Origin of the sequence: Paenibacillus sp. FSL P4-0176 (assembly GCF_037975265.1) — a bacterium.
GTDB lineage: Bacteria > Bacillota > Bacilli > Paenibacillales > Paenibacillaceae > Paenibacillus > Paenibacillus amylolyticus.
Map to the genome: position 1 here is coordinate 787,094 of NZ_CP150242.1, position 22,415 is coordinate 809,508.

Annotated in this window: 20 protein-coding genes; 8 read left to right on the forward strand and 12 right to left on the reverse strand. The window is 47.3% G+C overall.

All coding sequences use genetic code 11. The features are described from left to right. Positions 1–2: 2 nt before the first annotated feature. The 3 genes from MKY95_RS03675 (at position 3) to MKY95_RS03685 (ending at position 3,453) form a co-directional block, all read left to right on the forward strand. Positions 3–842, forward strand: a complete 840-nt coding sequence (locus tag MKY95_RS03675; protein ID WP_017690747.1) for a carbohydrate ABC transporter permease — start codon at positions 3–5, stop codon at positions 840–842. A gap of 72 nt (positions 843–914) precedes the next feature. Then, the gene (locus MKY95_RS03680) at positions 915–2,156 is read left to right on the forward strand and encodes a rhamnogalacturonan acetylesterase (protein ID WP_256721357.1); all 1,242 of its coding nucleotides are present in this window, start codon (positions 915–917) and stop codon (positions 2,154–2,156) included. 880 nt (positions 2,157–3,036) lie between these two features. Continuing rightward, positions 3,037–3,453, forward strand: coding sequence for a sensory rhodopsin transducer (locus MKY95_RS03685; RefSeq protein WP_076320358.1), 417 nt, complete (start codon positions 3,037–3,039; stop codon positions 3,451–3,453). An 85-nt stretch (positions 3,454–3,538) separates the two neighbouring features. Here the strand turns inward: MKY95_RS03685 and MKY95_RS03690 are convergent, their stop codons facing one another. From MKY95_RS03690 to MKY95_RS03705, 4 genes are all read right to left on the reverse strand, one after another. After that, on the reverse strand, positions 3,539–4,696 hold the full coding sequence (locus MKY95_RS03690) for a Ger(x)C family spore germination protein (protein WP_076320359.1): 1,158 nt from the start codon (positions 4,694–4,696) through the stop codon (positions 3,539–3,541). After that, positions 4,693–6,162 carry a spore germination protein gene (locus tag MKY95_RS03695; protein ID WP_339196920.1) on the reverse strand — a complete coding sequence of 490 codons (1,470 nt, stop codon included), beginning with the start codon at positions 6,160–6,162 and terminating at the stop codon, positions 4,693–4,695. Before MKY95_RS03695 ends, MKY95_RS03690 begins: the two co-directional genes overlap by 4 nt. After that, positions 6,143–7,249: an endospore germination permease gene (locus MKY95_RS03700; RefSeq protein ID WP_076320361.1), complete on the reverse strand. Its 1,107-nt coding sequence runs from the start codon at positions 7,247–7,249 to the stop codon at positions 6,143–6,145. Before MKY95_RS03700 ends, MKY95_RS03695 begins: the two co-directional genes overlap by 20 nt. A gap of 220 nt (positions 7,250–7,469) precedes the next feature. Then, positions 7,470–8,405 carry a DMT family transporter gene (locus MKY95_RS03705; RefSeq protein ID WP_076320362.1) on the reverse strand — a complete coding sequence of 312 codons (936 nt, stop codon included), beginning with the start codon at positions 8,403–8,405 and terminating at the stop codon, positions 7,470–7,472. A 159-nt stretch (positions 8,406–8,564) separates the two neighbouring features. Here MKY95_RS03705 and MKY95_RS03710 point away from each other — a divergent pair, with 159 nt between their 5' ends. Further along, positions 8,565–9,959 (forward strand): PLP-dependent aminotransferase family protein, encoded by a 1,395-nt coding sequence (locus MKY95_RS03710; RefSeq protein ID WP_076320363.1) that lies wholly within the window; start codon positions 8,565–8,567, stop codon positions 9,957–9,959. 211 nt (positions 9,960–10,170) lie between these two features. Here the strand turns inward: MKY95_RS03710 and MKY95_RS03715 are convergent, their stop codons facing one another. Together MKY95_RS03715 and MKY95_RS03720 are read right to left on the reverse strand one after the other, a co-directional pair. Continuing rightward, on the reverse strand, positions 10,171–11,490 hold the full coding sequence (locus MKY95_RS03715; RefSeq protein ID WP_036668212.1) for a glutamate-1-semialdehyde 2,1-aminomutase: 1,320 nt from the start codon (positions 11,488–11,490) through the stop codon (positions 10,171–10,173). 131 nt (positions 11,491–11,621) lie between these two features. Next, positions 11,622–12,665: an LCP family protein gene (locus tag MKY95_RS03720; RefSeq protein WP_047841428.1), complete on the reverse strand. Its 1,044-nt coding sequence runs from the start codon at positions 12,663–12,665 to the stop codon at positions 11,622–11,624. 212 nt (positions 12,666–12,877) lie between these two features. Here MKY95_RS03720 and MKY95_RS03725 point away from each other — a divergent pair, with 212 nt between their 5' ends. Genes MKY95_RS03725 through bcp form a run of 4 tightly spaced genes read left to right on the forward strand, consistent with a single transcriptional unit; the run spans position 12,878 to position 16,021 of the window. Next, entirely contained in the window at positions 12,878–13,924 is a 1,047-nt protein-coding gene (locus MKY95_RS03725; RefSeq protein WP_036614079.1) for an ABC transporter ATP-binding protein, read from the forward strand. Position 13,925: 1 nt separating this feature from the next. Continuing rightward, positions 13,926–14,720, forward strand: coding sequence for an ABC-2 family transporter protein (locus tag MKY95_RS03730; RefSeq protein WP_036614077.1), 795 nt, complete (start codon positions 13,926–13,928; stop codon positions 14,718–14,720). A 5-nt stretch (positions 14,721–14,725) separates the two neighbouring features. Continuing rightward, positions 14,726–15,511, forward strand: coding sequence for an ABC-2 family transporter protein (locus MKY95_RS03735; RefSeq protein ID WP_036614076.1), 786 nt, complete (start codon positions 14,726–14,728; stop codon positions 15,509–15,511). A 45-nt stretch (positions 15,512–15,556) separates the two neighbouring features. Next, entirely contained in the window at positions 15,557–16,021 is a 465-nt protein-coding gene (gene bcp / locus MKY95_RS03740) for a thioredoxin-dependent thiol peroxidase (protein WP_036668208.1), read from the forward strand. Between the two features lie 91 nt (positions 16,022–16,112). On the opposite strand, the gene MKY95_RS03745 is transcribed toward bcp, so the two are convergent. The 6 genes from MKY95_RS03745 to MKY95_RS03770 form a co-directional block, all read right to left on the reverse strand. Then, positions 16,113–17,240: an endospore germination permease gene (locus MKY95_RS03745; protein ID WP_076320364.1), complete on the reverse strand. Its 1,128-nt coding sequence runs from the start codon at positions 17,238–17,240 to the stop codon at positions 16,113–16,115. A gap of 97 nt (positions 17,241–17,337) precedes the next feature. Next, the gene (locus tag MKY95_RS03750) at positions 17,338–18,462 is read right to left on the reverse strand and encodes an endospore germination permease (protein WP_076320365.1); all 1,125 of its coding nucleotides are present in this window, start codon (positions 18,460–18,462) and stop codon (positions 17,338–17,340) included. A gap of 18 nt (positions 18,463–18,480) precedes the next feature. Continuing rightward, positions 18,481–18,717, reverse strand: coding sequence for a hypothetical protein (locus MKY95_RS03755; protein WP_017690729.1), 237 nt, complete (start codon positions 18,715–18,717; stop codon positions 18,481–18,483). A gap of 6 nt (positions 18,718–18,723) precedes the next feature. Next, entirely contained in the window at positions 18,724–19,926 is a 1,203-nt protein-coding gene (locus tag MKY95_RS03760) for a Ger(x)C family spore germination protein (RefSeq protein ID WP_051447347.1), read from the reverse strand. A gap of 20 nt (positions 19,927–19,946) precedes the next feature. Then, positions 19,947–21,461, reverse strand: a complete 1,515-nt coding sequence (locus MKY95_RS03765; protein ID WP_051449560.1) for a spore germination protein — start codon at positions 21,459–21,461, stop codon at positions 19,947–19,949. Positions 21,462–21,594: 133 nt separating this feature from the next. Further along, entirely contained in the window at positions 21,595–22,242 is a 648-nt protein-coding gene (locus MKY95_RS03770; protein ID WP_036614070.1) for a DedA family protein, read from the reverse strand. Between the last annotated feature and the right edge of the window lie 173 nt (positions 22,243–22,415).

Here is a 22,415-nt window from a genome sequence, read left to right on the forward strand (position 1 = left end):
CGATGGTTTGGAGAAATGTGAAATGGCCCATTTATCACCTGTTCGTTGCAGCTCTTGCCCTCCTAATGTTGTATCCCGTACTTTGGATGCTCTTCAGTTCATTCAAGGAAAGCCGTACGATATTCGTCACAGCGGATACCCTGTTTCCTGCGGAGTGGATCTGGAGCAACTATGTAGATGGCTGGAAAGGCACAGCGGGAAGACCGTTCATGGATTACATCACGAACTCACTTGTAATCGTAGTGATATCTACCATCGGTGCTGTGATATCGTCATCGCTGATCGCTTTTGGTTTTGCCAGACTGAATTTCAAGGGACGCACGTTCTGGTTTTCCTTGATGATGTTAACACTGATGTTGCCACATGACGTGGTATTGGTTCCTCAGTACATCATTTTCACGAAGCTCGGCTGGCTGAATACTATCTTGCCAATCGTTGTACCTACATTCTTCGGAATGCCGTTTTTCATCTTCCTGATGGTACAGTTCATTCGAACGATTCCGAAGGAGCTGGATGAGGCTGCAACCATCGATGGATGTAACAAATTCAGACTGTATATCCAGATTATTATGCCGCTGATCAAGTCTTCTCTGGCGACTGCAGCCATTTTCTCCTTCTACTGGAGATGGGAGGATCTGCTCGGTCCGGTATTGTACCTGAACTCACCTGATAAATACACCGTGTCGATGGCGCTGAAAATGTTCCTCGATAGCGAATCTGCTTCCAACTGGGGTGCAATGTTCGCCATGTCCATCGTCAGTCTGGTTCCGGTTGTAGCTGTGTTCTTCATCTTCCAGAAACAAATTGTTCAAGGGATGAGCACCAGCGGATTGAAAGGATAAGCCAGATTACTGTATCTTCGTATCTTCGCCCGAATGAACGTTTACGAAAGTTAACCAAGGAGGTTATCGCTTTTGAATAAAGCTCAGGGTAGTCAGGCCGTTGCCATGGAGGCAGCGGCAGAGGGCCAGGCAGTGTCCGTGACCAGCTGGAAGTTTAACTTTGGACCAGACTCGGGAAGAGCAGATGAGACAGGGGATTATCTGAAAGTAACTGCAACAACCGCATATGAGGAACGCGGAGGGTACGGATTCGAGGCAGGATCTCTGGTGTATGAGAAACAACGCATTCGTGATGACGATGTGTCGAATCCCACGAAACAACATCATAACAATTCGGGGCAGACAACCATGTCTGCCCGATTGCGTTCAGGCTTCTGTATTCCGCTCAAAGCATCGTTCATCGTGGATGTTCCAGACGGAACCTACCAAGTATTACTTGTTGCAGGGGATGAATTGGCTGAGACAGTGACACGCGTGAAAGCTGGTGAAGGCAAGCTTGTACTGCCAACCATTCGCACACTTCCCGGACAATACGCAGAGGTTAGATTCTCGGTTGTTGTTCGCGGCGGCAGACTTCGTCTGTCATTCTCCGGTCCTGCACCGAGAATCAATGCATTGGAGATTACTCTTGCGAATCAGACCATGACCGTATTTCTTGCCGGGGATTCAACCGTAACAGATCAGCCGGAAAGTGGATATCCGTATTGCGGTTGGGGCCAGTTATTGCCGGCACAGTTCAAACATGATGTGGCAGTGGATAATCATGCCCAGTCAGGCCGCAGTTCCCGCAGCTTTATTAATGAAGGCAGATTAAGCGCCATTCTGGAGCGAATCAAGCCCGAAGATTTTCTGTTTATTCAATTTGGACATAACGATGAGAAGCCTGACCCTGAACGTGGGACGGACCCATTCACAACATATAAGGAATATTTGAAAAAGTATATCGATGCTGCACGCGAAGCCAAGGCTCGTCCAGTGCTCATAACCCCGGTGCATCGTCGCTATTTTGCGGATGATGACACATTGACCGATACGCACGGCGATTATATCATCGCCGTGCGTGAGCTGGCGGAAGAGGAAGATGTTCCGCTGATCGATCTGGCTGAGCGCAGCCGTCTTCTGTTCGAGCAAGCGGGTGTTGAAGGCACTAAGGAAGACTTTATGTGGGTACTGCCAGGCGAGTATGTGAACTTCCCCTCAGGCGTGGAGGATAACACGCATTTTCAGGAACGAGGCGCCCGCCGCCTTTCCCAGCAGGTAGCAGAAGCCATCCGCGAGTTGCAATTGCAACCGTTGCAGATGTATCTGCGGTAATCAGTATCAGTAGAGGATCTAATTCTATTGTTCTAGGGGATAAGTTCCCGCAGGATTTTAAGTCCTGTGCGTCTGTATTTAAGCGAAGCGAGTTAAACGAAGTAACGAGCGAAACAAAGTTGCCCAGCGAAGAGCGAAGGCAATAATCTTTTAAATCAGTCCGGCGAGCGTAGCAGCGAAGAAGGGCGGAATCGGGTAGAGGGAGCGAAGCGTCCGCCTTTGGAGCGGGATTTCCCCTGCTGAGGGGGAATTGAATAGAAATCCCGAGCCAACAGCGGCCCACAGCCCGATCCGCCCGCCAAAGCGGCTGTCCTGCGAGCTATTCAGGGTTTAAAAGCTGTAGCGAGTTAAACGAAGTAACGAGCCAGCAAAAGTTGCCCAGCGAATAGCGAAGGCAATAATCTTTTAAAAAACAGCGAGCGTAGCAGCGGAGGAGGGCGGAATCGGGTAGAGGGAGCGAAGCGTCCGCCTTTGGAGCGGGATTTCCCCTGCTGAGGGGGAATTGAATAGAAATCCCGAGCCAACAGCGGCCCACAGCCCGATCCGCCCGCCGAAGCGGCTGCCCTGCGAGCTATTCAGGGTTTAAAAGCTGTAGCGAGTTAAACGAAGTAACGAGCTAGCAAAAGTTGCCCAGCGAATAGCGAAGGCAATAAACTTTTAAAAAACAGGCGAGCGTAGCAGCGGAGGAGGGCGGAATCGGGTAGAGGGAGCGAAGCGTCCGCCTTTGGAGTGGGATTTCCCCTGCTGAGGGGGGGATTGAATAGAAATCCCGAGCCAACAGCGGCCCACAGCCCGATCCGCCCGCCAAAGCGGCTGCCCCGCGAGCCCGCAGATTTTTAACTTAATATTGCACTCGCAAAAAAAAGGAGGAGGTATATCAATGACACCTGACCAGACAGAATCAGCCACATCTGCAAGTAAGAATGTTTCAGCAGCTACAGGTCACACCTACTGGGTCATTCCGGATGGTTACATTCCCCCGGAGAGCCGGGGCACATTGGAGAGTCATGAGAGCATCTGTGTACTGAACACCAGTGCCACGGATGCGGAGCTGCACATCACGATTTACTTTGAAGACAGAGAACCACTTGAAGGTATGGTCGCCGAAGTGCCAGCGAGAAGGACGAAGCACATTCGCACTGCATCGCTACGATCCGGGGAGCAGTCTATTCCACCGGGCGTGCCTTATGCGATTACGGTTTCGAGCAATATCCCCGTTATCGTCCAGTACAGTCGTTTGGACACGACCCAGCCTGAATTGGCTTTGATGAGTGTCATGGCGTATCCATTAGGATAGTTCCCCAATTGACCGCATAGCTGGAGATGTTAAGAAGCCCCGTAACCTTGCATTCAATGCAGGTACGGGGCTTCTATTTCTTCATTTATTCACTGTATTTATATGTGCTCGCATTCAGGATATCCACGTGAACCTCCACTTTTCCAAGCTTAAAACGTTGGAGTGGGTCCGCCCGGTTGTAGACTTCCTGTTTCCATAAGGGAAGGTTGTGGCGATATAAGTGTTCCACAAGACCGTATGAATCGATCTTGCGTTCCTTGGTTTTTTCGAACGTATCTCGGATTTGGGATTCGATCTGTTTCTCGGCTTCTTGTTCCATGGCATCTGGAGACCGAGGAGCCCCATGATCTTCGGTGATGGCGCTTTTGACCGTGGTAACCAGATCAAAGGTGATGCCATCACCTTGCTTCTTCGCCTTGATTTTTGTCTTGGGATGATGAAGCAACAAGGTTAAATCAGGAGTTTTTCCACCATTCCCATATACATATAGTGGGTACTGATGTACCCGCTCATAATTTACGTATCGTGTACCATCTGCGTCTGCTCCTGCAACTCTACCCTGACTTGTGCCTTTGGATATCACATAAAATCCATCCATTCTAACAAGGGGAGGCGTTTTATCGCCGTTGAACCAGGTCTCGTTCCTCGTTGACACCGAGGGTAAAAGAACGACGGAAGCGGGTTCCCGTAATCCATCGAGAAGCTGATGGAGCCGGATAGGTTCGTAACCAGAATGCTGTTTGTATAGTCTCATAGGCTCAAATAATTCAATGGTCTGGGCGGATTGGTTCAACAATGCAGAGGGAGAGAGTACATCCGGAATGTTATGCTCTGTAGCGTAGATCCAGGGTGTATATCTCAATTGGCCTGAATGAAGAAGTGTATTAAAGATATCCTCCAGTCGACCTTCCAGCACTTTTTTGGATAAAACAATAGCTTTAACATGAGTCCAGAGCGTTTGCTGCTGTGACGTTTCATACAAGTCGTTAATAGCCATACTCAGTGTTGTACCCTCGCCTCGTCCAGTCCATATATCCCTTGTCTCCCGGGAAGTTGGTGTTTCCTGTTTTGCAATACTGGAGAAGTCAATCAGTTGGGCATACGCAATATACTGGTTGTCTACATAGTCAATTCCTATCGCCGTAATGAAGTTTATACTTTGCACCTCTTTGGAATCCCAGCACCCGGTTAGCAGGATCAAGCAGCTTATAAGAAGGCCGCTTATGGATACCCATCGTTTCACGGACGTTTCCTCCGGCGGGTAGAATCCTGTGTATGAAGTGCTTCTGGGCGCTTGGTTCTTTTCATGGAAGGTGGCATAGATACGGCCTGAGTGAAGTCTCCGGGAATGTAGGGAGATACAGGTGACAGATAGGATACGCCATAACATTCCAAGGATACGAGATGCACCAACAGGGCCAATAGTCCGATCATAAAACCGAATAATCCAAGAATGGAAGAGATGAGTAACATCCCGATCCGGATATGGGCAGTAGCCCCGCTTAGCACAGTGTTCACGAGAATATAACTAGAGATGACCGAGATCGCTACCGTGACAATAATGGTAGGGGACGTAATCCCGGCTCTAATGGCAGCATCCCCAATAATAAGCCCGCCAACAACGCTGACCGTTTGCCCCAACGCACGTGGTAATCTACGCCCTGCTTCGTTGAATAGCTCGAACATAAAAATCATTAGGAACGCTTCCAGTGTCACCGGCATGGGCAGGCCCATTCGAGTGCCAGCAATCGTTGCCAGAAGAGGCAGGGGAATCTGTTCCACATTGAAGCTAGTCAGGCCGATATAGAAGGCTGGGAAGAAACAGGCAATCAGCAGTCCGGATATACGCAAAATTCGTTCGAAAGTAACGATGAAAAAGGGTGTACTTTCGTCCTCCGGAGACTTCAATTGATTGAAAAGTGTAGTTGGTGCAATGACCGCTACAGGAGAACCTTCAATGAGAACGGCAAAACGTCCGTTTAACAGGGAATCAACGACAAAATCAGGACGTTCGGTATTATCTGTGAGTGGAAAGATACTCCGAATCCCTCCCATGACAGCTCGCTCCATGATTGAGGTACCCAGAATGCCGTCGATCTCAATCTGATCCAGATTGTGCCGAGCTTCTTTCAGAATGTCTGGATTGATAATATCTTTTACATATAGAAGTCCAATGGCTGTCTGGGTACGACCGCCTTTGACATATTTCTCATAACACATCGAAGATGTTTTCATTCGTTTGCGTATAAGGGCCACGTTGGTAGTGAGTTCTTCGGTGAATCCATCGCGCGGGCCTTTAACTGATGTTTCAATGGCTGATTCTTCGGGACTGCGTCCCGGGATATCAGCAATATCCACACTGCAGGACTGCACACCATTACCAAAAATGATCAGTAGTTGTCCACTAAATATCAACAGATTAAGTTTCTTGGAATCAGTTAGATCCTCAATCGGATTTAAGGTTAATCCCAATTCCTTGGGATGTGATTCCTCAATGATCAGGGAGTGCTGTTCCAGACGGGGAATAATAAATTGGTTAATTTGTTTACCGTCGACGAGACCGTCGCAATAAAGCAGAATTACGGGCTGATCAGATTGGTCTTTAACAGGAAAGGTCTGAATAACGACATCTGCACATGGATTGAACTGCTCTTTCAAAGAGGCAAGCAGTGTTTCATGGGACGTGGTGTCAATCGCTTGATGCTCCATGATGTTTCCTCCTCTGATGGCGTGAATGGATAAAGGCAACCGTCGTTGCGATAATCGCAAGTCCGCTCAGATATACGAGATTGAACGGAAATATGTATTCGACCAGAAGCTTTTCGAAGGTCATATCATCCAGGGGATACAACATGGTTAGAATAAAGAAGACACCTAACGAGATACAACTGATAAGCCTTCTGGTAGAGCTCTTAATATTCCATATTTCTACTACAATATACATGGCGAGACTAATCCGGGTGAACGAGCCTGCGAGCCACTGGTAGATGGAAAAGAAGTCGGTCTGCGCGATGTATTTGCCCAAGGAAGCGATTCGCCATTCTTCAAAGGCGGGATATCGCATTTTGGCAGCCTCAAAAGGATCGAATTCCACAATCGCCCCGATGAGTGGGCCAACTGTTAGTCCCACAAGAATGAGTGCGAGCATCAGATACTGCCATACACGTATACGTTTGGTGAGGTGAGGCTGGATATACCAGATGAACAGCAGTTCAAACATGCCTGCAAGACTGTAAATCATGCCATTCAGCACCGGATGCCAGCCATGTTCTAACACAGGCAGGAGACGACTGTAATCCTTGTATTGAGTGTTCACAATGGCAACATAGAAGCCCAGCAGTACCACCAGTGGAAGGATCAATCCTGCCGTAAATGCCAGTGAGCGGATGCCTTTATATGCCCCATAGGCACAGAGAGTCATCAGAGCAATACTAGTTACCAATATTGGCGTTTCTGTCAGGTAATTTGTTTTGGCCCAAGTCGTGGTTTCGTGCAGGGTGAAATAGATTGCGCTCAGAAAAAAGAGACTGTTACCAACTCGAAATAACATGCCAATGGGCTTGCCGAGACGGGATGTTAACCATTCATGCAGAGTTTGATGCTTGAGGAAACGAGAGACATATGCGAGCATTAGCGCAAATATCAAAAATGGTCCGGCTGATAGCAGGACGGAAATCCAAGAATCCCTTTTGGCCGCAGCCAAAAGGGCAGGAATAATCAGAACATGGCTGATCAAGCCAACGGACAACATGATCAACATCATAGCTTGTAAAAAAGAAGGCTGTGTTCGTTTCATGCTGAGGGGTCTCCTTTTCCCAATAGACTGTCCTCAGCAGTGTTAACGTGATTGGAGCGCTTCATACCGTCAGTCGAAATAACGAATACCCATAGCTTCTCTTACCTCTAGCCTCGTTTCCCGAGCCGCTCTCCAGTCAAAATGCGGGGGTTGAGGAGGATGGGAGCGTATAACTCGTTGAACCGGCGAACCAACTTCCGCGCTGTCTCAATATGGGGAATCATGCTTTGATTCCACTGATCAACCTATGTTTGCGACCGCTCATATTGGTGCCTAGCACACCGGCGATAATCAACAATGCACCAATATAGTGGTAGTAACCCACTGGTTCTTGCAATACCCATGCACCTCCTACGATGGAGATGAGCGTGGACAGATTGCTGAATACACTCATTTGCGAAGCCTCCAGATGGGTCAGGGCATAGCTCGCGAGCAGGGTGGAGATCATGGTGGAGAGAATTGCTAGATAAGCGAGTGCACCCAGATAGGATGTATCTCCAAGTGGTTTGATATAGTCCATCATGGAACCGCTGGACGCATGTCGGATCAGGGAAGCGGCGTTAAATACAATACAGCCAACCATCAGTGTGACCCAGGTTAATTCCATTGGTTTATACTTCTGGGTTAATGGTCTTGCAAGCACACCATACCCTGCAAAACATACCGTGGATAGTAGCAATAATGCAATGCCCTTCAGGTTACTCATAGATACGCCGCTTCCTTGCATCATGAAAATAAAAACCACTCCAGCGACAGACAGAAGCAGGAACAACTTCTGCATCGTGGATGTGCGTTCCTTCAGGAAAACTGAAGCCAGAACGAGTGTGAATACAGGGGCCATAGCCTGAATAATACCGGCTTCCGATGAGTTGGAAGATACGAGTCCAAAGGCTTGAAAGGCAAAAAATAAGACAGGAGATAACAGCCCAAGTGGAATGATTCGCCACAGATCACGAAGGCTCAGTCGGATTTTGATCCAGCCAAAAATGACAGGAATGCTGACAACGATCAGCGACAACGCGAATCGGTGGGCAAGCACATCAATTGGATGTGCAACAGTGACGGTCATTTTAACAAATAAAAAAGATAGACCGATAATAGCTGCGTACAATACAGCTGCGATATAGGCGTATCCCCGAGTGTGTGTTGTGTTCATGAATGCTCCTCCAATACAGTAGTCATAGCGCTTTATCTTTCATTATCCTGAATTATGTCAGGTTCGAGGCATGTGCTGGCCTTATTCAATATACTGCCAGGTGCATCGTGCTACAATAGATAAAAGGTTAAACTGTATCGGTACAGTTGTTGGAGAGGGATGGGTGCATTGAGAAAATACGAAGTGATTGCCGAAGCGTTAAAGCAATGGATTCAGGAACAGATGCAGCAGCAGGATCGTCGCCAGTGGGCAGATAAGGGCATTCGACTGCCAGCCGTTCGAGTTGTAGCAGAACAATATCAATGCAGTGTAAGCACGGCTATTCGTGCATATGAGTGGCTGGAACAGCGGCATTTGGTGTATGCCATACCTCAATCCGGTTATTATGCCGTACAGAACGGGACAGGTGCTCAGGACATGGACTGGCAGGGAGCGTTGGACTTCGCTTCGGCTGCTCCTGATCCACGGGTCTTCCCTTATGCAGACTTTCGTCATTGTGTGGATCAGGCGATGGAGAAGAAGCAAGCAGAGTTATTCATGTATGGCACGGATCAGGGATTACCTTCGCTTATCATCCTGTTGCAGAAGCAGTTTGCGGATTATCAGGTGTTTGCGAGAACAGAGCAGTTCTTTATCACGTCAGGTGTGCAACAGGCACTGGCTGTACTTGCATTGATGCCTTTTCCCAATGGAAAGAGAAAAGTACTGCTTGAACTACCGACCTATCATAATATGCCCTCGCTACTGAGTGGATTAAATGTGCCGATTGCCGGTGTGAGACGTGCCCTGGACGGGCTGGATTGGGCATCACTTGAACGTCAGTTCGCTGAGGAAGATATCAAGTTTTTCTATGTCATGCCGCGCTTTCACAATCCGATTGGCACATCTTTGACTGTTGCTGAGAAAAAGAAACTAATCCGGCTTGCACAGCGGTACGATGTCTATCTGGTAGAGGACGATTATCTGGCCGATCTGGAGGACAATACGAAACAGGACCCGCTATGGTCCTATGATACCGAAGGCCGGGTCATCTATCTGAAAAGTTACTCCAAAATTTTGTTTCCAGGTCTGCGCATTGGTGTAGCTGTTCTGCCCTCACCACTAATTCAATCTTTTGGGGCTTACAAAAAAATGCTCGATATCGACACTTCTGTTCTGTCTCAAGCTGCTCTGGAGATCTATGTCCACAGCGGAATGTTTGCTCATCACAGGAAAGTGATTCGTAACCGCTATGCTGCCCGGATGCACACGGTGCATGAGCAACTGGACTCATATCCAGACTTTGCTCCATTTATGGAAGCTCCTCGAACAGGAGGGGAGCATACCGTATTGCCCTTGGCGGGTGATATGCCGCTTCGTGTTCTGCTATCCCGGCTTCAAAAGCGCGGAGTCATCGTTGATACGACAGAACGGTATCATCCGGAGGGAACATATCAGGCGCATAAGGATCAGATGCTGCGCTTGAACATCTCCAATGTGCCGAAGCAGCGAATCGAGGAAGGGATGCAGAAGATCCGTGAGGAAATTTTGAAACTTCAGATCAGGCAGAGATAAAGACAAAGCTATAACAGCAAGGCCATTACAATAATACGCATATAGTTGTTACACTCAGCATCTATCTAGTCGTATTGGCCACTCACCACTGTCTGTATATAATAACAAAAGGCGTCCACACAAGTTGATCACTTGTTGGACGCCTTTTCCTTGAGTTGCTATCTATCAACGATGCATCTTGTACGCTACATTGTGAATGGAAATATCTAATTTATTCCTGAGCCATCGCCTTGAAGGAAGCTTCTGCGGCTTCCAATGTAGCCTGAACATCCTCGTCTGTATGAGCCGTGGTCAGGAACCACGCCTCATATTTGGATGGAGCCAGGTTAATGCCACGGTCCAACATGTGACGGAAGAAGGAAGCAAACAGCTCTCCATCCGTGTCTTGGGCATGATCATAATTCGTAACCGGATGGTCACAGAAATGGGTGGAGAATGCACCGCGAATCCTGTTGATCGTCAGAGCAATCCCATGACGGTCAGCAGAAGCTTGCAGACCTGCCGTCAGGTCGATAGCAAGACGTTCCATCTCCTCGTATACACCCGCGCCTTGCAGGACCTCCAGACATGCGATACCAGCCGAGATGGATGCAGGGTTACCAGCCATCGTTCCCGCCTGATAAGCCGGCCCAAGCGGAGCAACCTGCTCCATAACGTGTTTACGGCCGCCATAGGCTCCGATTGGCAGGCCGCCACCAATAATTTTACCAAGAGCCGTCAGATCCGGTTCAATCTCTGCATGATTATCGAGTCCGGCATACGTCTGAGTAGAACCGTAATGGAAACGGAAAGCCGTAATGACCTCGTCATAGATAACCAGTGATCCGTTGGCCCGTGTCATGGCACAGAGACCTTCCAGGAAGCCAGGTTCCGGCATAACCATACCGAAGTTACCAACGATCGGTTCAACCATGACTGCGGCGACATCATCACCCCAGCGTTCCAAAGCATCCTTCAGGGCTTCCAGATCATTGTAGGGCACAGTAATGACTTCTTGTGCAATACTGGCCGGAACTCCCGCACTGTCAGGAATTCCGAGCGTGGACGGGCCTGAACCGGCAGCGACAAGCACCAGATCGGAGTGACCATGGTAACATCCGGCGAATTTTACGATCTTGTTGCGTTTGGTGTAGGCACGAGCGACCCGAATTGTAGTCATAACCGCCTCTGTACCGGAGTTTACAAAACGCACTTTATCCATGGAAGGAATGGCTTCCTTCAGCATTTTGGCGAGCTTGATTTCAAGCTCTGTTGGGGTACCGTACAGCACGCCATTTGCCGCTGCTTCCGTAATGGCCTGTGTAATATGCGGATGAGCATGTCCTGTAACAATCGGACCGTAAGCGGCCAGATAGTCAATATAACGGTTGTCATCAACATCCCAGAAGTGGGCGCCTTGGGCTTTTTTCATAAATACAGGTGCACCACCACCAACGGCTTTAAACGAGCGTGAAGGGCTGTTAACACCTCCTACAATATGTTCGAGTGCTTCTGCATATAAAAGTTCGGAACGGGAACGTGATGTATTCATAAGATAACTTCCTTTCGTAATTCAAAATATGATAAAGAAACAAGCCACAGAAAGATATGATGATTTTCTCATAAAGATATAGCCGGGCACAACGAGAGGGCAGCGTAATGGCTGCCCTCTGCATGTTTAGATTACTGAGCCGGTTGCTCTGACTTCTGATCGTCACCACTGGCTGTTTTATCTTCGGTGCTGGTTGTACTATCATCCGTTGTAGCAGGCGGGTGAATAATATCCTGAATATGCTGCTTCAATTTCTCTTCATTGGTAACCGTCAATACTTGCGCACCGCCTGCTGTACGTTCTTCTTTCAGCAGGTTCATTGGCGGAATCTGCTCACTGCCGTTCATGCTGCTCTGGTATCCGAGTCCACCCAGCTTCCACATGTCGGAGAGTGTTAGATTTGTATCTACGTAAGGATTAACCTGTTCCAGAATGGCAGGCAGTTTGGCAATGGTAGTTGTTGACTGCATTTTCGCTGTTACAGCTTTCAGCAATTCACGCTGACGTTCGGACCGAGCGAAATCCGACATCGCATCATGACGGAAACGAACGTACATGAGCGCTGTCTCGCCATCCAGATGCTGATATCCTTTTTTGAGATCAATATCGTATTCGTTATTGTCAGCTTTACTTGTATAGTGCATGTCTTTCTCCACATCAAAATCAACACCGCCAACGGCATCCACCAATTTGATGAATCCCTGGAAATCCGTATACACATAATACTGTACAGGAATGCCGAGCAGGTCGCCGGCAGCTTGCATCGCTGCATTAGGACCATGGGTGATAGCGGTGTTGATCCGCTCCTTGCCATATCCGTCAATATTGACGTAAGTGTCGCGCAGAATGGAGAACAGATTGATTTTTTTGGTCAGTGGGTCGAGCGATACAACCATCATGCTGTCGGAGCGAGGAACTTCACCTTTTTTCAATCCACGTGCATCGACACCCATAACGAGAATATTTACCGTTTCTGTGCCTTCCCATTTGGGTGGGTCAGGCGTATTTACTTTCTCCACATTTTCGATGCCTGCGAATGGTGAATCGTCGCCGTCCTTTGCCAAACCGTCCAACTGATTGAGAATAGAACCGAAATAATATGCCGCTGCTCCTCCAATAATTAACACGAAGGCGGCAAGAGAAATCCATATGGTTCTCTTCGTCTTTCTGGTCATGCTAGCTCTCCTTTGTATTTGAGATGAAATAAAAAAACGAGTTCGAGTATTCAAGTAAGAACTAGTCGAAGCTTTCCGTACACATCTTTTCCCAACATAAGGGCAGGACGCGGCTCCAGACTATTTTAAAGCTTGCTGAATTTTGACTGATACCATTATAATTTCTTTTTGGGCTACAAGCAATTTCAACAAAATCCAAGTGAGGTATAATCATGCTGGCGATTGATGTCAAAGATTTGCGCAAGTCGTTTAGCGTCCAGAAAAGCCGAGGTGGGCTGAAGGGCGCGTTCCAGGACCTGTTTGCACGTCAATACCAAGAGGTATTGGCTGTAAATGATATTTCGTTTCAGATTCCACAGGGTGAAATATGCGGATATATTGGGGAGAACGGTGCCGGTAAATCAACAACGATCAAGATGTTGACCGGCATTTTGGTGCCTACTTCAGGGCAAATATCGGTTGGTGGATATGTTCCGTATCAGGAACGGGAGAAGTTTGTACAGAATATCGGTGTTGTTTTTGGTCAGCGCAGTCAATTGTGGTGGGATATTGGCGTTATCGAATCCTTCCATTTATTGCGCAAAGTATATCGTGTCGGAGAGGTCGATTTCCGCAAACGGCTGGATGAACTAGTTGAGCGATTGCAGCTCCAGGACCTGTTAAGCCGTCCGGTACGGAAGCTCAGTCTCGGTCAGCGTATGCGCTGCGAGTTAGTGGCAGCCTTGTTGCATAATCCGAGTATTGTTTTCCTGGACGAGCCAACCATTGGTTTGGATATTGTGGTGAAGTCGGAAATTCGGGATTTCTTGAAAGACATGAACAAGGAGCATGGAACGACCATTCTGCTCACAACCCACGATTTGCAGGACATTGAGGCACTGTGTTCCCGGGTCATCATGCTTGATGCAGGCAACATCATTTATGATGGAGGTCTGGATCATCTCAAGTCCCAGTGGGGTAAGGAGCGGGAGATCCGTTTCAAATTTGGTTCAGCTCACAACATCAGTCAGATGCAGGAATGGACTGCTGCGTTGCCTGTACGTTGGACGGTTGAGAATGAATTGTCCGCATCCGTATGGATTCCACTTGAACTGAATGTTTCGGATGTACTCGGACGTGTCGTTGGACAAGCTGATATTACCGATATTCAGATTATTGAGATTAACACGGATGAGATTGTGCGCAGTATTTACCAATCCGGTTCCGCCGAGCGTCCCGAGATTGTGGGAGCAGGGAAAGAAGCGGTGGGTGTATCCTGAGATGAATAGTGCATTTATTGATTTTATGCGCATCCGTTTTCTAACGATGCTGGCATACCGGGTGAATTATTACTCCGGCATTTTGATATATACGCTGAATATCGGCGTGTATTACTTTACCTGGCAAGCTATTTACGGTAGCAGTGGTGAACTCGGCGGCTTCACGGCAGCGCAGATGACCACTTACATCGCTGTATCCTGGATGGCACGTGCCTTTTACTTTAACAACCTGGACCGGGAGATTGCCGCAGATATACGGGATGGCTCCATTGCGATTCAATTCATCAGGCCGATCAATTACGTTATGGTCAAAATGATGCAGGGTCTTGGCGAAGGTATTTTCCGCTTCCTGCTGCTCATGATTCCGGGGATGCTCATTGCCATTCTGCTGTTCCCGGTTGAATTGCCTACGGCGCCATCGGCGTGGATTGGCTTTCTCGTCATGCTGTTCTTCAGTTTCCTCATTAATTCCCAGATTAATGTGATAACGGGACTGGCGGCATTCTTTGTGGAAAACAATGAAGGCATGATGCGTATGAAACGCGTTGTGGTTGATTTGTTCTCCGGTCTAATCATCCCGATCAGCCTGTATCCAGGCTGGATGTCTGCGGTGATGAAAGTATTGCCTTTTCAGGCCATTACGTATCTGCCCGGTTCTGTGTTCACTGGAAGAGTGGAAGGTACCGCCATCTGGAGTGTACTCGGTATTCAGGTGTTCTGGTTTGCCGTACTGCTGCTTCCGATGGTATTGATCTGGCGTAAGGCGCGCAAGCGTCTGTTCGTGCAAGGGGGATAACAGATATGTACTATATGGGTCTGATCTGGGAATATTTGAAAAATTACATGAAAACACGACTCACGTACCGTGCTGATTTCTGGGTGGAGATCCTATCGGATCTGCTGTTCCAGGCAACCAACCTGATCTTTATCTTTGTGGTGTTCCGCCACACGGATAACTTGGGCGGCTGGAGTGAGAGTGAAGTGCTCTTTGTTTATGGATATTTTATGGTGCCCTATGGCATCTTCAGTTGTTTTATCAATCTGTGGGGATTCAGTGAGCGGTACATCGTCAAAGGTGAGATGGATCGGATCCTGACACGTCCAGCACATAACCTGTTCCAGATATTGCTTGAAAATGTGGACCCGCCTGCACTCGTGGGCTCGTTTATCGGCTTGATCATCATGATCTTCAGCGGAGCAGAGATGGGTCTGATGCTGGAGTGGTGGCATATCCCTGCCTTAATTATTTTGGCACTCAGCTCAGTCATGATCTATGCCGGCATCTATACCACCCTGACTTCGTTGTCCTTTTATTCGGACGCGCCAACAGGTATCCTGCCGTTGATGTATAACATTCAAGGATATGGACGCTACCCGGTAACGATCTATAACCGTGCTATTCAGGTGCTGTTAACCTGGATCATTCCGTTTGCCTTTGTGGGGATCTATCCCGCAGCGTTGTTCCTGGAGAGGTCCGAGATGCATCGCATGGCGCTGCTTACACCTGTGATGGGATTGGTGTTTGGCTCGATGGGCTTGCTGTTGTGGAATTTTGGCGTGAAGCGGTATCGCGGAGCAGGTTCATAATAACGCCCTATAGCATTTCATGGGGGAGATTAGGGAGGAACTGACATGACGTTAAATGTAGGCGAATTGGCACCGGATTTTGAGCTTCCGTCCAGTACGGGAGAATCAGTAAAGCTTTCGGATTACCGCGGACAGCGGGTACTGCTTTATTTTTACCCCAAGGATATGACCTCGTCCTGTACGCAACAAGCTTGTGATTTCCGGGATCGACATGCTGAATTTGAAGGGCTGAACACGGTCATTCTCGGAATCAGCACCGATCCGATGAAACAACATGACAAGTTTATCGCCAAATATGGACTGCCTTTCACCTTGTTGTCGGATGAAGAGCACGTTGTAGCCGAGCAATACGGTGTATGGCAGCTGAAGAAAATGTATGGCAAGGAGTACATGGGTATGGTTCGCTCCACTTTTCTGATTGATGAAGAGGGGAAATTGATCAAGGACTGGTCCAAAGTTCGGGTCAAAGGACATATCGAGGCTGCGCTTGAGGCTTTGAAGACATTGTAATTAATGAACTAGACATGTGTGAATAAATACATCTTAACCGTTTCATCATTAAAGGCTGTGCTTCGCGGAATTTACCGTGAACACAGCCTTTTTAGGTGGGCAATCGTTTATGATTGGTTGAATTGTTCTTGCTCTTGCCCGAACGAAGCCGGTGCACAAGCAGTAGGAATAGCGGAATAATAAAGCTTACCGTGATATCCCAATCCACCCAAGCGGGCATGATCGTATTGGTGTAGAAAATGACATTGGGAGAAATCAGTACAGCTAACGCGAATAATAACATCGCTGATGGCAGGATGAGAGGTTTATATGTCTTTAACCGAAATAGCTGAGCTGTTCCAACGACAAAGGAGAACATATACAGCAGACTCTTGAAATAGGTAGCAATTAACCAAGCGGTTGCCATGAACGCCTCAATTCGCTCGAAAAAATTCCCGATATTAATTTTCTGGGACAGGGTATAGGAGATGTAGATGTCATGCTGGGTCAGAAAGGGGCCAAATATCATCAGTGAAATGACCAACAATGTGGTTAGTAACAGCCCTCCACATAAAGTAGCGAGTAACATGTCACGTTTGATGTGAGGCCCGGACATCACATAAGGAAGAACCATGGTGATCACGATGAGTTCACCAAAGGAAGTGAATGCTCCTCTAATGATAGACTGCATCAGATGAAGCCAAGGGGTGTTCAAGTAAGGCTGTAGATTTGAACTATCTACTTTGGGCATCAGCCCCATAAATAATAGAATCATAAATGCAACAACGATTGGGGTCAGCATTTCACTGCTTCCTCCTATTGTATGCAAGCCATGCATAAGCCCCCAGACCAGAGCGCACATAAGGATAATTAGAATGACTCGGATGGGGGTCTGAAGGTAGATCTGTGTGGTCATAAAGTCACCGACTTCACGGATACATATGACAGCGCCTATGGCGAAATAAAATAGATATGCAGCTGCTAAAACAGACCCTGCCCACCGGCCAAGTATTTTTTGGCAGATTTCAATAAGAGAAAGATCAGGATGCGTCTGATGAAGTTTGTATAGCACCCACATGATGAGCATGCCGATCGGTTGACCGATAAGAGAACAGATCCACGCATCCTGTTGACCCGAAGCAGTAACCACGGAGGGGTAGAGTAGAATCATGTCCCCAATCATGACGAGAAAGGTAAGGACTGCAAATTGCCTAATGGTGATTTTCTCCTTAATTAACATAGACACCGTTCTCCTTCTCTATATTCAGCATGGATGACTTTCATGGATGAACTCCATTTTTCCATCTAAACCAGGCTCCTTCCCTCAAAAAAAGCACTCATTCCTGTGAGGAATTGTTTGGAGTAACCGATGATGTTCTGTAAGACTTGAGCAATTGTATCAGCAGGAGACAACCCGGCAGAATGATCCCCAGTGTAGTATCCCAATCTACCCAATATGGAACAATGGTGATCACGATAAAAGTAATGCTTGGTGAGATCAGATTGGCTAATCCGAACACAAGTATGGACGCAGGGAGTACCAGTATCTGATACTGCTTAAGCTTGAACAGTTCCGCACAACCAACAATAAAGGCGTATAAGTATATCATCGCTTTGAAGTACGTAGAGATCAGCCAGGAAGAGGCCATAATGGCTTCAATACGTTCAAAAAAGTTCCCAATACTGATTTTCTGGGACAAAATAAACGAAGCATATATGTTATGTTGCGTAAGAAAGGCACCCAAGACCAGCAACGATATGGTAACGAGTGTTGCCAATACCAAACTACCTAGGCCAGCTGCAATAATTACGTCCCGTGTTCGATGAGCCTGCTTGGCAACATAGGGCAGTATCATCATGATAGGAACGACTTCACCGATTGGATATATAATGCTTACCAGAATGCCTTGCGAGATAGAGACAACACCCGTATCACTTACTGGCTTCAAATTTCTGATATCAATCTGAGGAAGCAGGCAGACTGCAAGAACGACAATAAACACAATAACGACGGGCATCAGTAGTTCACTACTTCGCCCCATCGCCTCTAATCCATGAGACACTCCCCAGGCGATCACGATGACGAACATCAGAATGATGATGCGAAGGGGAGTGTACGGGAAGATTTGAGTGGTCATGAAATCGCCGACTTCTCTCGTATGTGTGGAAGCGCCAATAATGAAAAAGAACAGGTAGAAGCAGGAAAAGAAAGTACCTGGCCAGAACCCTAGAATGCTTCGTGCCATCTGCACCAGATTTTTTTCTGGGTGCATGCTACATAGCTTCAGGAACATGGCCATCAGTGCCATCCCCAGAGGAACGCCTATAAAAGCGCAAATCCAGGAGTCTTGTTTGGCATAGGACGTGATGACCGAGGGGTAGATCAGCATCATATCCCCGACCACCATCATAAAGATGAGCGTGGTCAATTGTCTTGTTCCAAGGCGCCCCTGTTCCAGCATAATGGTCCTCTCCTTTTTCTAGGTTCCCGTCAGATGTGCCAGGAATTGATTAACAGGTTCATAGATCCACATGATGATATAGAGTGGACTGGGGAAATCCCACAGGTTGGCTGCAATCACACTGAACCCTGTGGCTATGACGAGCATTCCGCTGTACACTGCTGTTTCCCTCCATTCCTTGCGACGGATGAGACCTGGAAGATCAACCAAGCCTACAAGGCCTCCTATGACAATGACAGTAATTGTAATTAACATCCGGTCTCACTCCTTCAAATCCTCCTTGAATGAATCATCCAGTGTACCTACACGTTTGATCTGTGCATTGGCTTCATATTTAACATCCAGATTCTCAAAATATTGATCCCAATCCTTTTCAATTTTCTTGAAAAATTTAGGATCGGCATGATAAACTTCCTGACCGAATCCAAAAATGTCAATATGGAACTTTCGCCGCACTGAATTCACGGATTTTTCCATCAGTTCTATCAATCGCTCCTCACTGTCCTTTTCCAACTCTTTGAGTGTTTTCATCGAACCAATTTTGATTCCACACTCTACTGCACCAATGGAAGATACATTTTTAATTTTGATGTGGATCACAGGTTGGTCATCAATGACCTTTGCTTTTCGTTGAGTCTTGGTGCGAAGGGTTTTAAAAGTCACATTTCCTCCTTTTCGGCAAGGCAGGTGACCTATGGTAGATACGACATTGTCGCGGATATAGTTGTACCCTTTGGATTCATCTTCCGTTAACCAGCCAATCAGTTTGTCTTTTTTGAATACACTCAATCCTGTTGAAACTAGACGAGCTTTGGACTTAATCGTCGCAATATTGTCTTTGCTTCCGCTTCTCTCTGAATTGCCAAAAATCTCTACACCAGTGATTACGGGTTGTATTCCGGAAGTAAGCATATATTCCATCAACTGATCACCGGTTACAGTCGTTGTAGGAGACCAGGTCTTGGCAGACACGTCCAGAGAATTAAATAACTTCTCTGCAGGTAAATTCTCTAATGGAGTAAGTGTGTCCAATACCTTGGAAGCTGTAGTATTTCGAGCAACCATGACGTAATAATCGGGCCGGACAGTAGGTTCTCGCATTAATGCTTCCATAACATCGTAGATGCCCTCTTTACGGGCATATTCTTCACTGAACACCAGTACACGGATATGTGCCATGAATATACGGCGTGGGCTTGTCTCGGTCAGCTTTTGAATTGCTTCAAACAGCGTGGGCGCCGACGCTTCGTACAGCGTGACAGGAGTGCCATTGCCTCCCCCTGACTTGGAGGAAACTTCATTTGGCACAACGACCTGAGCGCTCACTTTAATCAAATCGCCATCCTTGTCTACACCAAGACCCAGCATAATGCCAAGTTCATTCAGCTCCTGGCGATCCCAGCATCCGGTAAGGAGAGGGAGTAGGAATGCAATGCATACAATTAATCGGAAGCACTTGTTCATACGTTGTTCTCCTTACCGAATTAACGCTTCGTTTTTTTTGTGGTTTGTCTGGTTTTGTTCGGTGTACCCGTAGAGAGTGGCCGTGTTTTCATACGGGACCAGGGCACACGAAACAGCGTATCCTTCAGATCTTTCTGAATTAGAGGTGCAAAGGGGGACATATATGGTACGCCAAAAGAACGCAAGCTGCACAGGTGTGTAACCGTAATGAGCAGAACAATTAGAATACCGTAGAATCCAAAAGCTGCCGCGAGTATCATCAATACAAATCGCAAAATTCGGACAGAGATAGACAGTCCATTCTCTGGAATGACATAACTGGATATGGCCGTTATGGAAACGATAATAACCATTGCTGCGGAGACAACTCCTGCATCTACGGCGGCTTGGCCAATGACCAGTGTTCCGACAATGGAAACGGCCTGACCGACCGTTTTCGGAATACGTATACCTGCTTCTCGCAAAATTTCATAGGTCAGTTCCATCAGTATGGCTTCAATGAAGGCGGGGAAAGGAACGCCTTCACGCTGGGCTGCCAGACTGATGAGCAGGTTGGTCGGCAGCATTTCCTGGTGAAAGGTGGAAATGGCAATATAGAAGGATGGAGCTAGTAAAGCGATAAAAAAGGACAGATAACGAATCAAGCGAATCAATGTGCTGATATCGGCCCGTTGATAGTAATCCTCCGGCGATTGGAAGAAATGCACGAACAAGGCGGGAACCAGCAGCACAAAAGGCGTACCGTCCACGATGATGGCTACTCTACCCTCAAGCAAAGCAGCACAAACCGTATCTGGACGTTCACTATTGTAAACCGTGGGGAATAAAGTTCTGGTTTCGTCTTGTACAAGTTCCTCGATATATCCACTCTCAAGGATACTGTCGATATCGATCTCATCGAGTCTTCGACGCAGTTCTTTTACAATCTCCTGATCCACGATATGTTCCAGATAGAGCACAGCCACTCGGGTTTTGGTAACCTGACCTATTTCTCTTTCTTCGATCCAAAGATGAGGATTACGGATTCGTTTGCGGATCAATGATGTGTTGGTACGCAGGTTTTCGTTGAAGCCTTCCATAGGCCCCCTAACGACGGTTTGGGAGACAGGTTCTCCAACGGATCGATCTTCCCAGCCTGCTGCACCAATCTTCAATCCTCGTACAGATCCTTCAAGCAGTAAGATAGCTGATCCCGAAAGAAGTGCATTCATTACTTCATCCATATCATCGACCAGCAATACATCACTGGCGATCAAGATATCATTCTGGAGGTAGCTGAGATGTTCATCGTCTGCAGAGAATTCAGGGAGATCACGCTTTTGCAATAATGATTCCATAATGGAGTGATTCAGGATCTGCACATCCACTAATCCATCAATGTACAACATGACTGCAGGCCATTTATGTAAACACTGGAGAGGGCGCATCATCAAGTCGTTGCTGTTCCCCATCACTTCCTTGCAGTATTCCATATTTTCGCTTAGATCCGGAGAGATTTGCCTCTGATCTTGGCGTTCCAGCGACGATTCACTCATGCCTTCACCTCACTATACACCCTATATTTTCAAGTTAGTATGACCTGGATGAATTCGGATTATCACAAAAAAAAGGAGCTGCGATTATTCGCAACTCCTTGCCTGCTTATTATAGATGGACTTTTGTCCGAATTTACTTTTGTCTTTGTCGAACAGGGGCTGGCTTGGATACGGTGGATCTTGCTGCCCATGCTTTGCGGTAACGATAGAACACGGCTACGATGAGCAATAGGCCGATTCCTCCCACGATATATGCTGCATATTGATGAGCCAGATGGAATACGGCGTTCCACTGAGGGCCAAATATTTTGCCAATGCCCAGAAACAATACAACCCAGAACAGTGCGCCTGAATAGGCGTAGAGAGCGAATTTGCGAAAGGGAACAGCGGCTATGCCCGCGAAATACCCGGTGAAATGCCTTACACCCGGAATGAAATAACCGATGAAGATTAAGGCATTACCATACTTGGCAAACCACTTTTGCGTTTTATCGAGCTTGTCCTGCTTCATCAGAAACCATTTTCCGTATCGTGTTATAAAGGGCAGTCCTGCTTTGGCTCCAATAAAATAAGTGATGGTCATGCCAATCGTTGTTCCCAGAAAAGCCAGTATGGTGAGGATTCCGAAGTCCAGATGCCCCTTGTAGGAGAGAAACCCTGCGTAAGCCATCGTTGTTTCACCAGGAAAGGGAAGTGCGATGAATTCAAGCAACAAGCCAAAAAACAAAACGCTGTATCCGTAGGACCCAAACAGATGTTGGATCTTCTCAAGCAATTCCAATAGATTTCACTCTCCTGAATACGGGGTGGGAGCATGAATACTCTCCAAGGTGTTTTAATGTGTTCTGCCTGTTCATTATGCTACCTAATCTGAAGCGAAGAATCAATCAGGCTACATAGCAAATTGTGAAAAAATATTAAACAAAATCACGTCTTTTTTCAATGTAGCCTCCA

What these genes read in the sequence shown, in the direction of transcription:
- MKY95_RS03695 (WP_339196920.1), bottom strand. Translation starts at nt 6,162, where the DNA reads ATGGAGCATCAAGCGATTGACACCACGTCCCATGAAACACTGCTTGCC.
- MKY95_RS03715 (WP_036668212.1), bottom strand. Translation starts at nt 11,490, where the DNA reads ATGAATACATCACGTTCCCGTTCCGAACTTTTATATGCAGAAGCACTC.
- MKY95_RS03730 (WP_036614077.1), top strand. Translation starts at nt 13,926, where the DNA reads ATGAATAGTGCATTTATTGATTTTATGCGCATCCGTTTTCTAACGATG.
- MKY95_RS03675 (WP_017690747.1), top strand. Translation starts at nt 3, where the DNA reads ATGGTTTGGAGAAATGTGAAATGGCCCATTTATCACCTGTTCGTTGCA.
- MKY95_RS03700 (WP_076320361.1), bottom strand. Translation starts at nt 7,249, where the DNA reads ATGAAACGAACACAGCCTTCTTTTTTACAAGCTATGATGTTGATCATG.
- MKY95_RS03685 (WP_076320358.1), top strand. Translation starts at nt 3,037, where the DNA reads ATGACACCTGACCAGACAGAATCAGCCACATCTGCAAGTAAGAATGTT.
- MKY95_RS03765 (WP_051449560.1), bottom strand. Translation starts at nt 21,461, where the DNA reads ATGAGTGAATCGTCGCTGGAACGCCAAGATCAGAGGCAAATCTCTCCG.
- bcp (WP_036668208.1), top strand. Translation starts at nt 15,557, where the DNA reads ATGACGTTAAATGTAGGCGAATTGGCACCGGATTTTGAGCTTCCGTCC.
- MKY95_RS03745 (WP_076320364.1), bottom strand. Translation starts at nt 17,240, where the DNA reads ATGTTAATTAAGGAGAAAATCACCATTAGGCAATTTGCAGTCCTTACC.
- MKY95_RS03735 (WP_036614076.1), top strand. Translation starts at nt 14,726, where the DNA reads ATGTACTATATGGGTCTGATCTGGGAATATTTGAAAAATTACATGAAA.
- MKY95_RS03725 (WP_036614079.1), top strand. Translation starts at nt 12,878, where the DNA reads ATGCTGGCGATTGATGTCAAAGATTTGCGCAAGTCGTTTAGCGTCCAG.
- MKY95_RS03710 (WP_076320363.1), top strand. Translation starts at nt 8,565, where the DNA reads ATGGGTGCATTGAGAAAATACGAAGTGATTGCCGAAGCGTTAAAGCAA.
- MKY95_RS03720 (WP_047841428.1), bottom strand. Translation starts at nt 12,665, where the DNA reads ATGACCAGAAAGACGAAGAGAACCATATGGATTTCTCTTGCCGCCTTC.
- MKY95_RS03705 (WP_076320362.1), bottom strand. Translation starts at nt 8,405, where the DNA reads ATGAACACAACACACACTCGGGGATACGCCTATATCGCAGCTGTATTG.
- MKY95_RS03755 (WP_017690729.1), bottom strand. Translation starts at nt 18,717, where the DNA reads ATGTTAATTACAATTACTGTCATTGTCATAGGAGGCCTTGTAGGCTTG.
- MKY95_RS03750 (WP_076320365.1), bottom strand. Translation starts at nt 18,462, where the DNA reads ATGCTGGAACAGGGGCGCCTTGGAACAAGACAATTGACCACGCTCATC.
- MKY95_RS03760 (WP_051447347.1), bottom strand. Translation starts at nt 19,926, where the DNA reads ATGAACAAGTGCTTCCGATTAATTGTATGCATTGCATTCCTACTCCCT.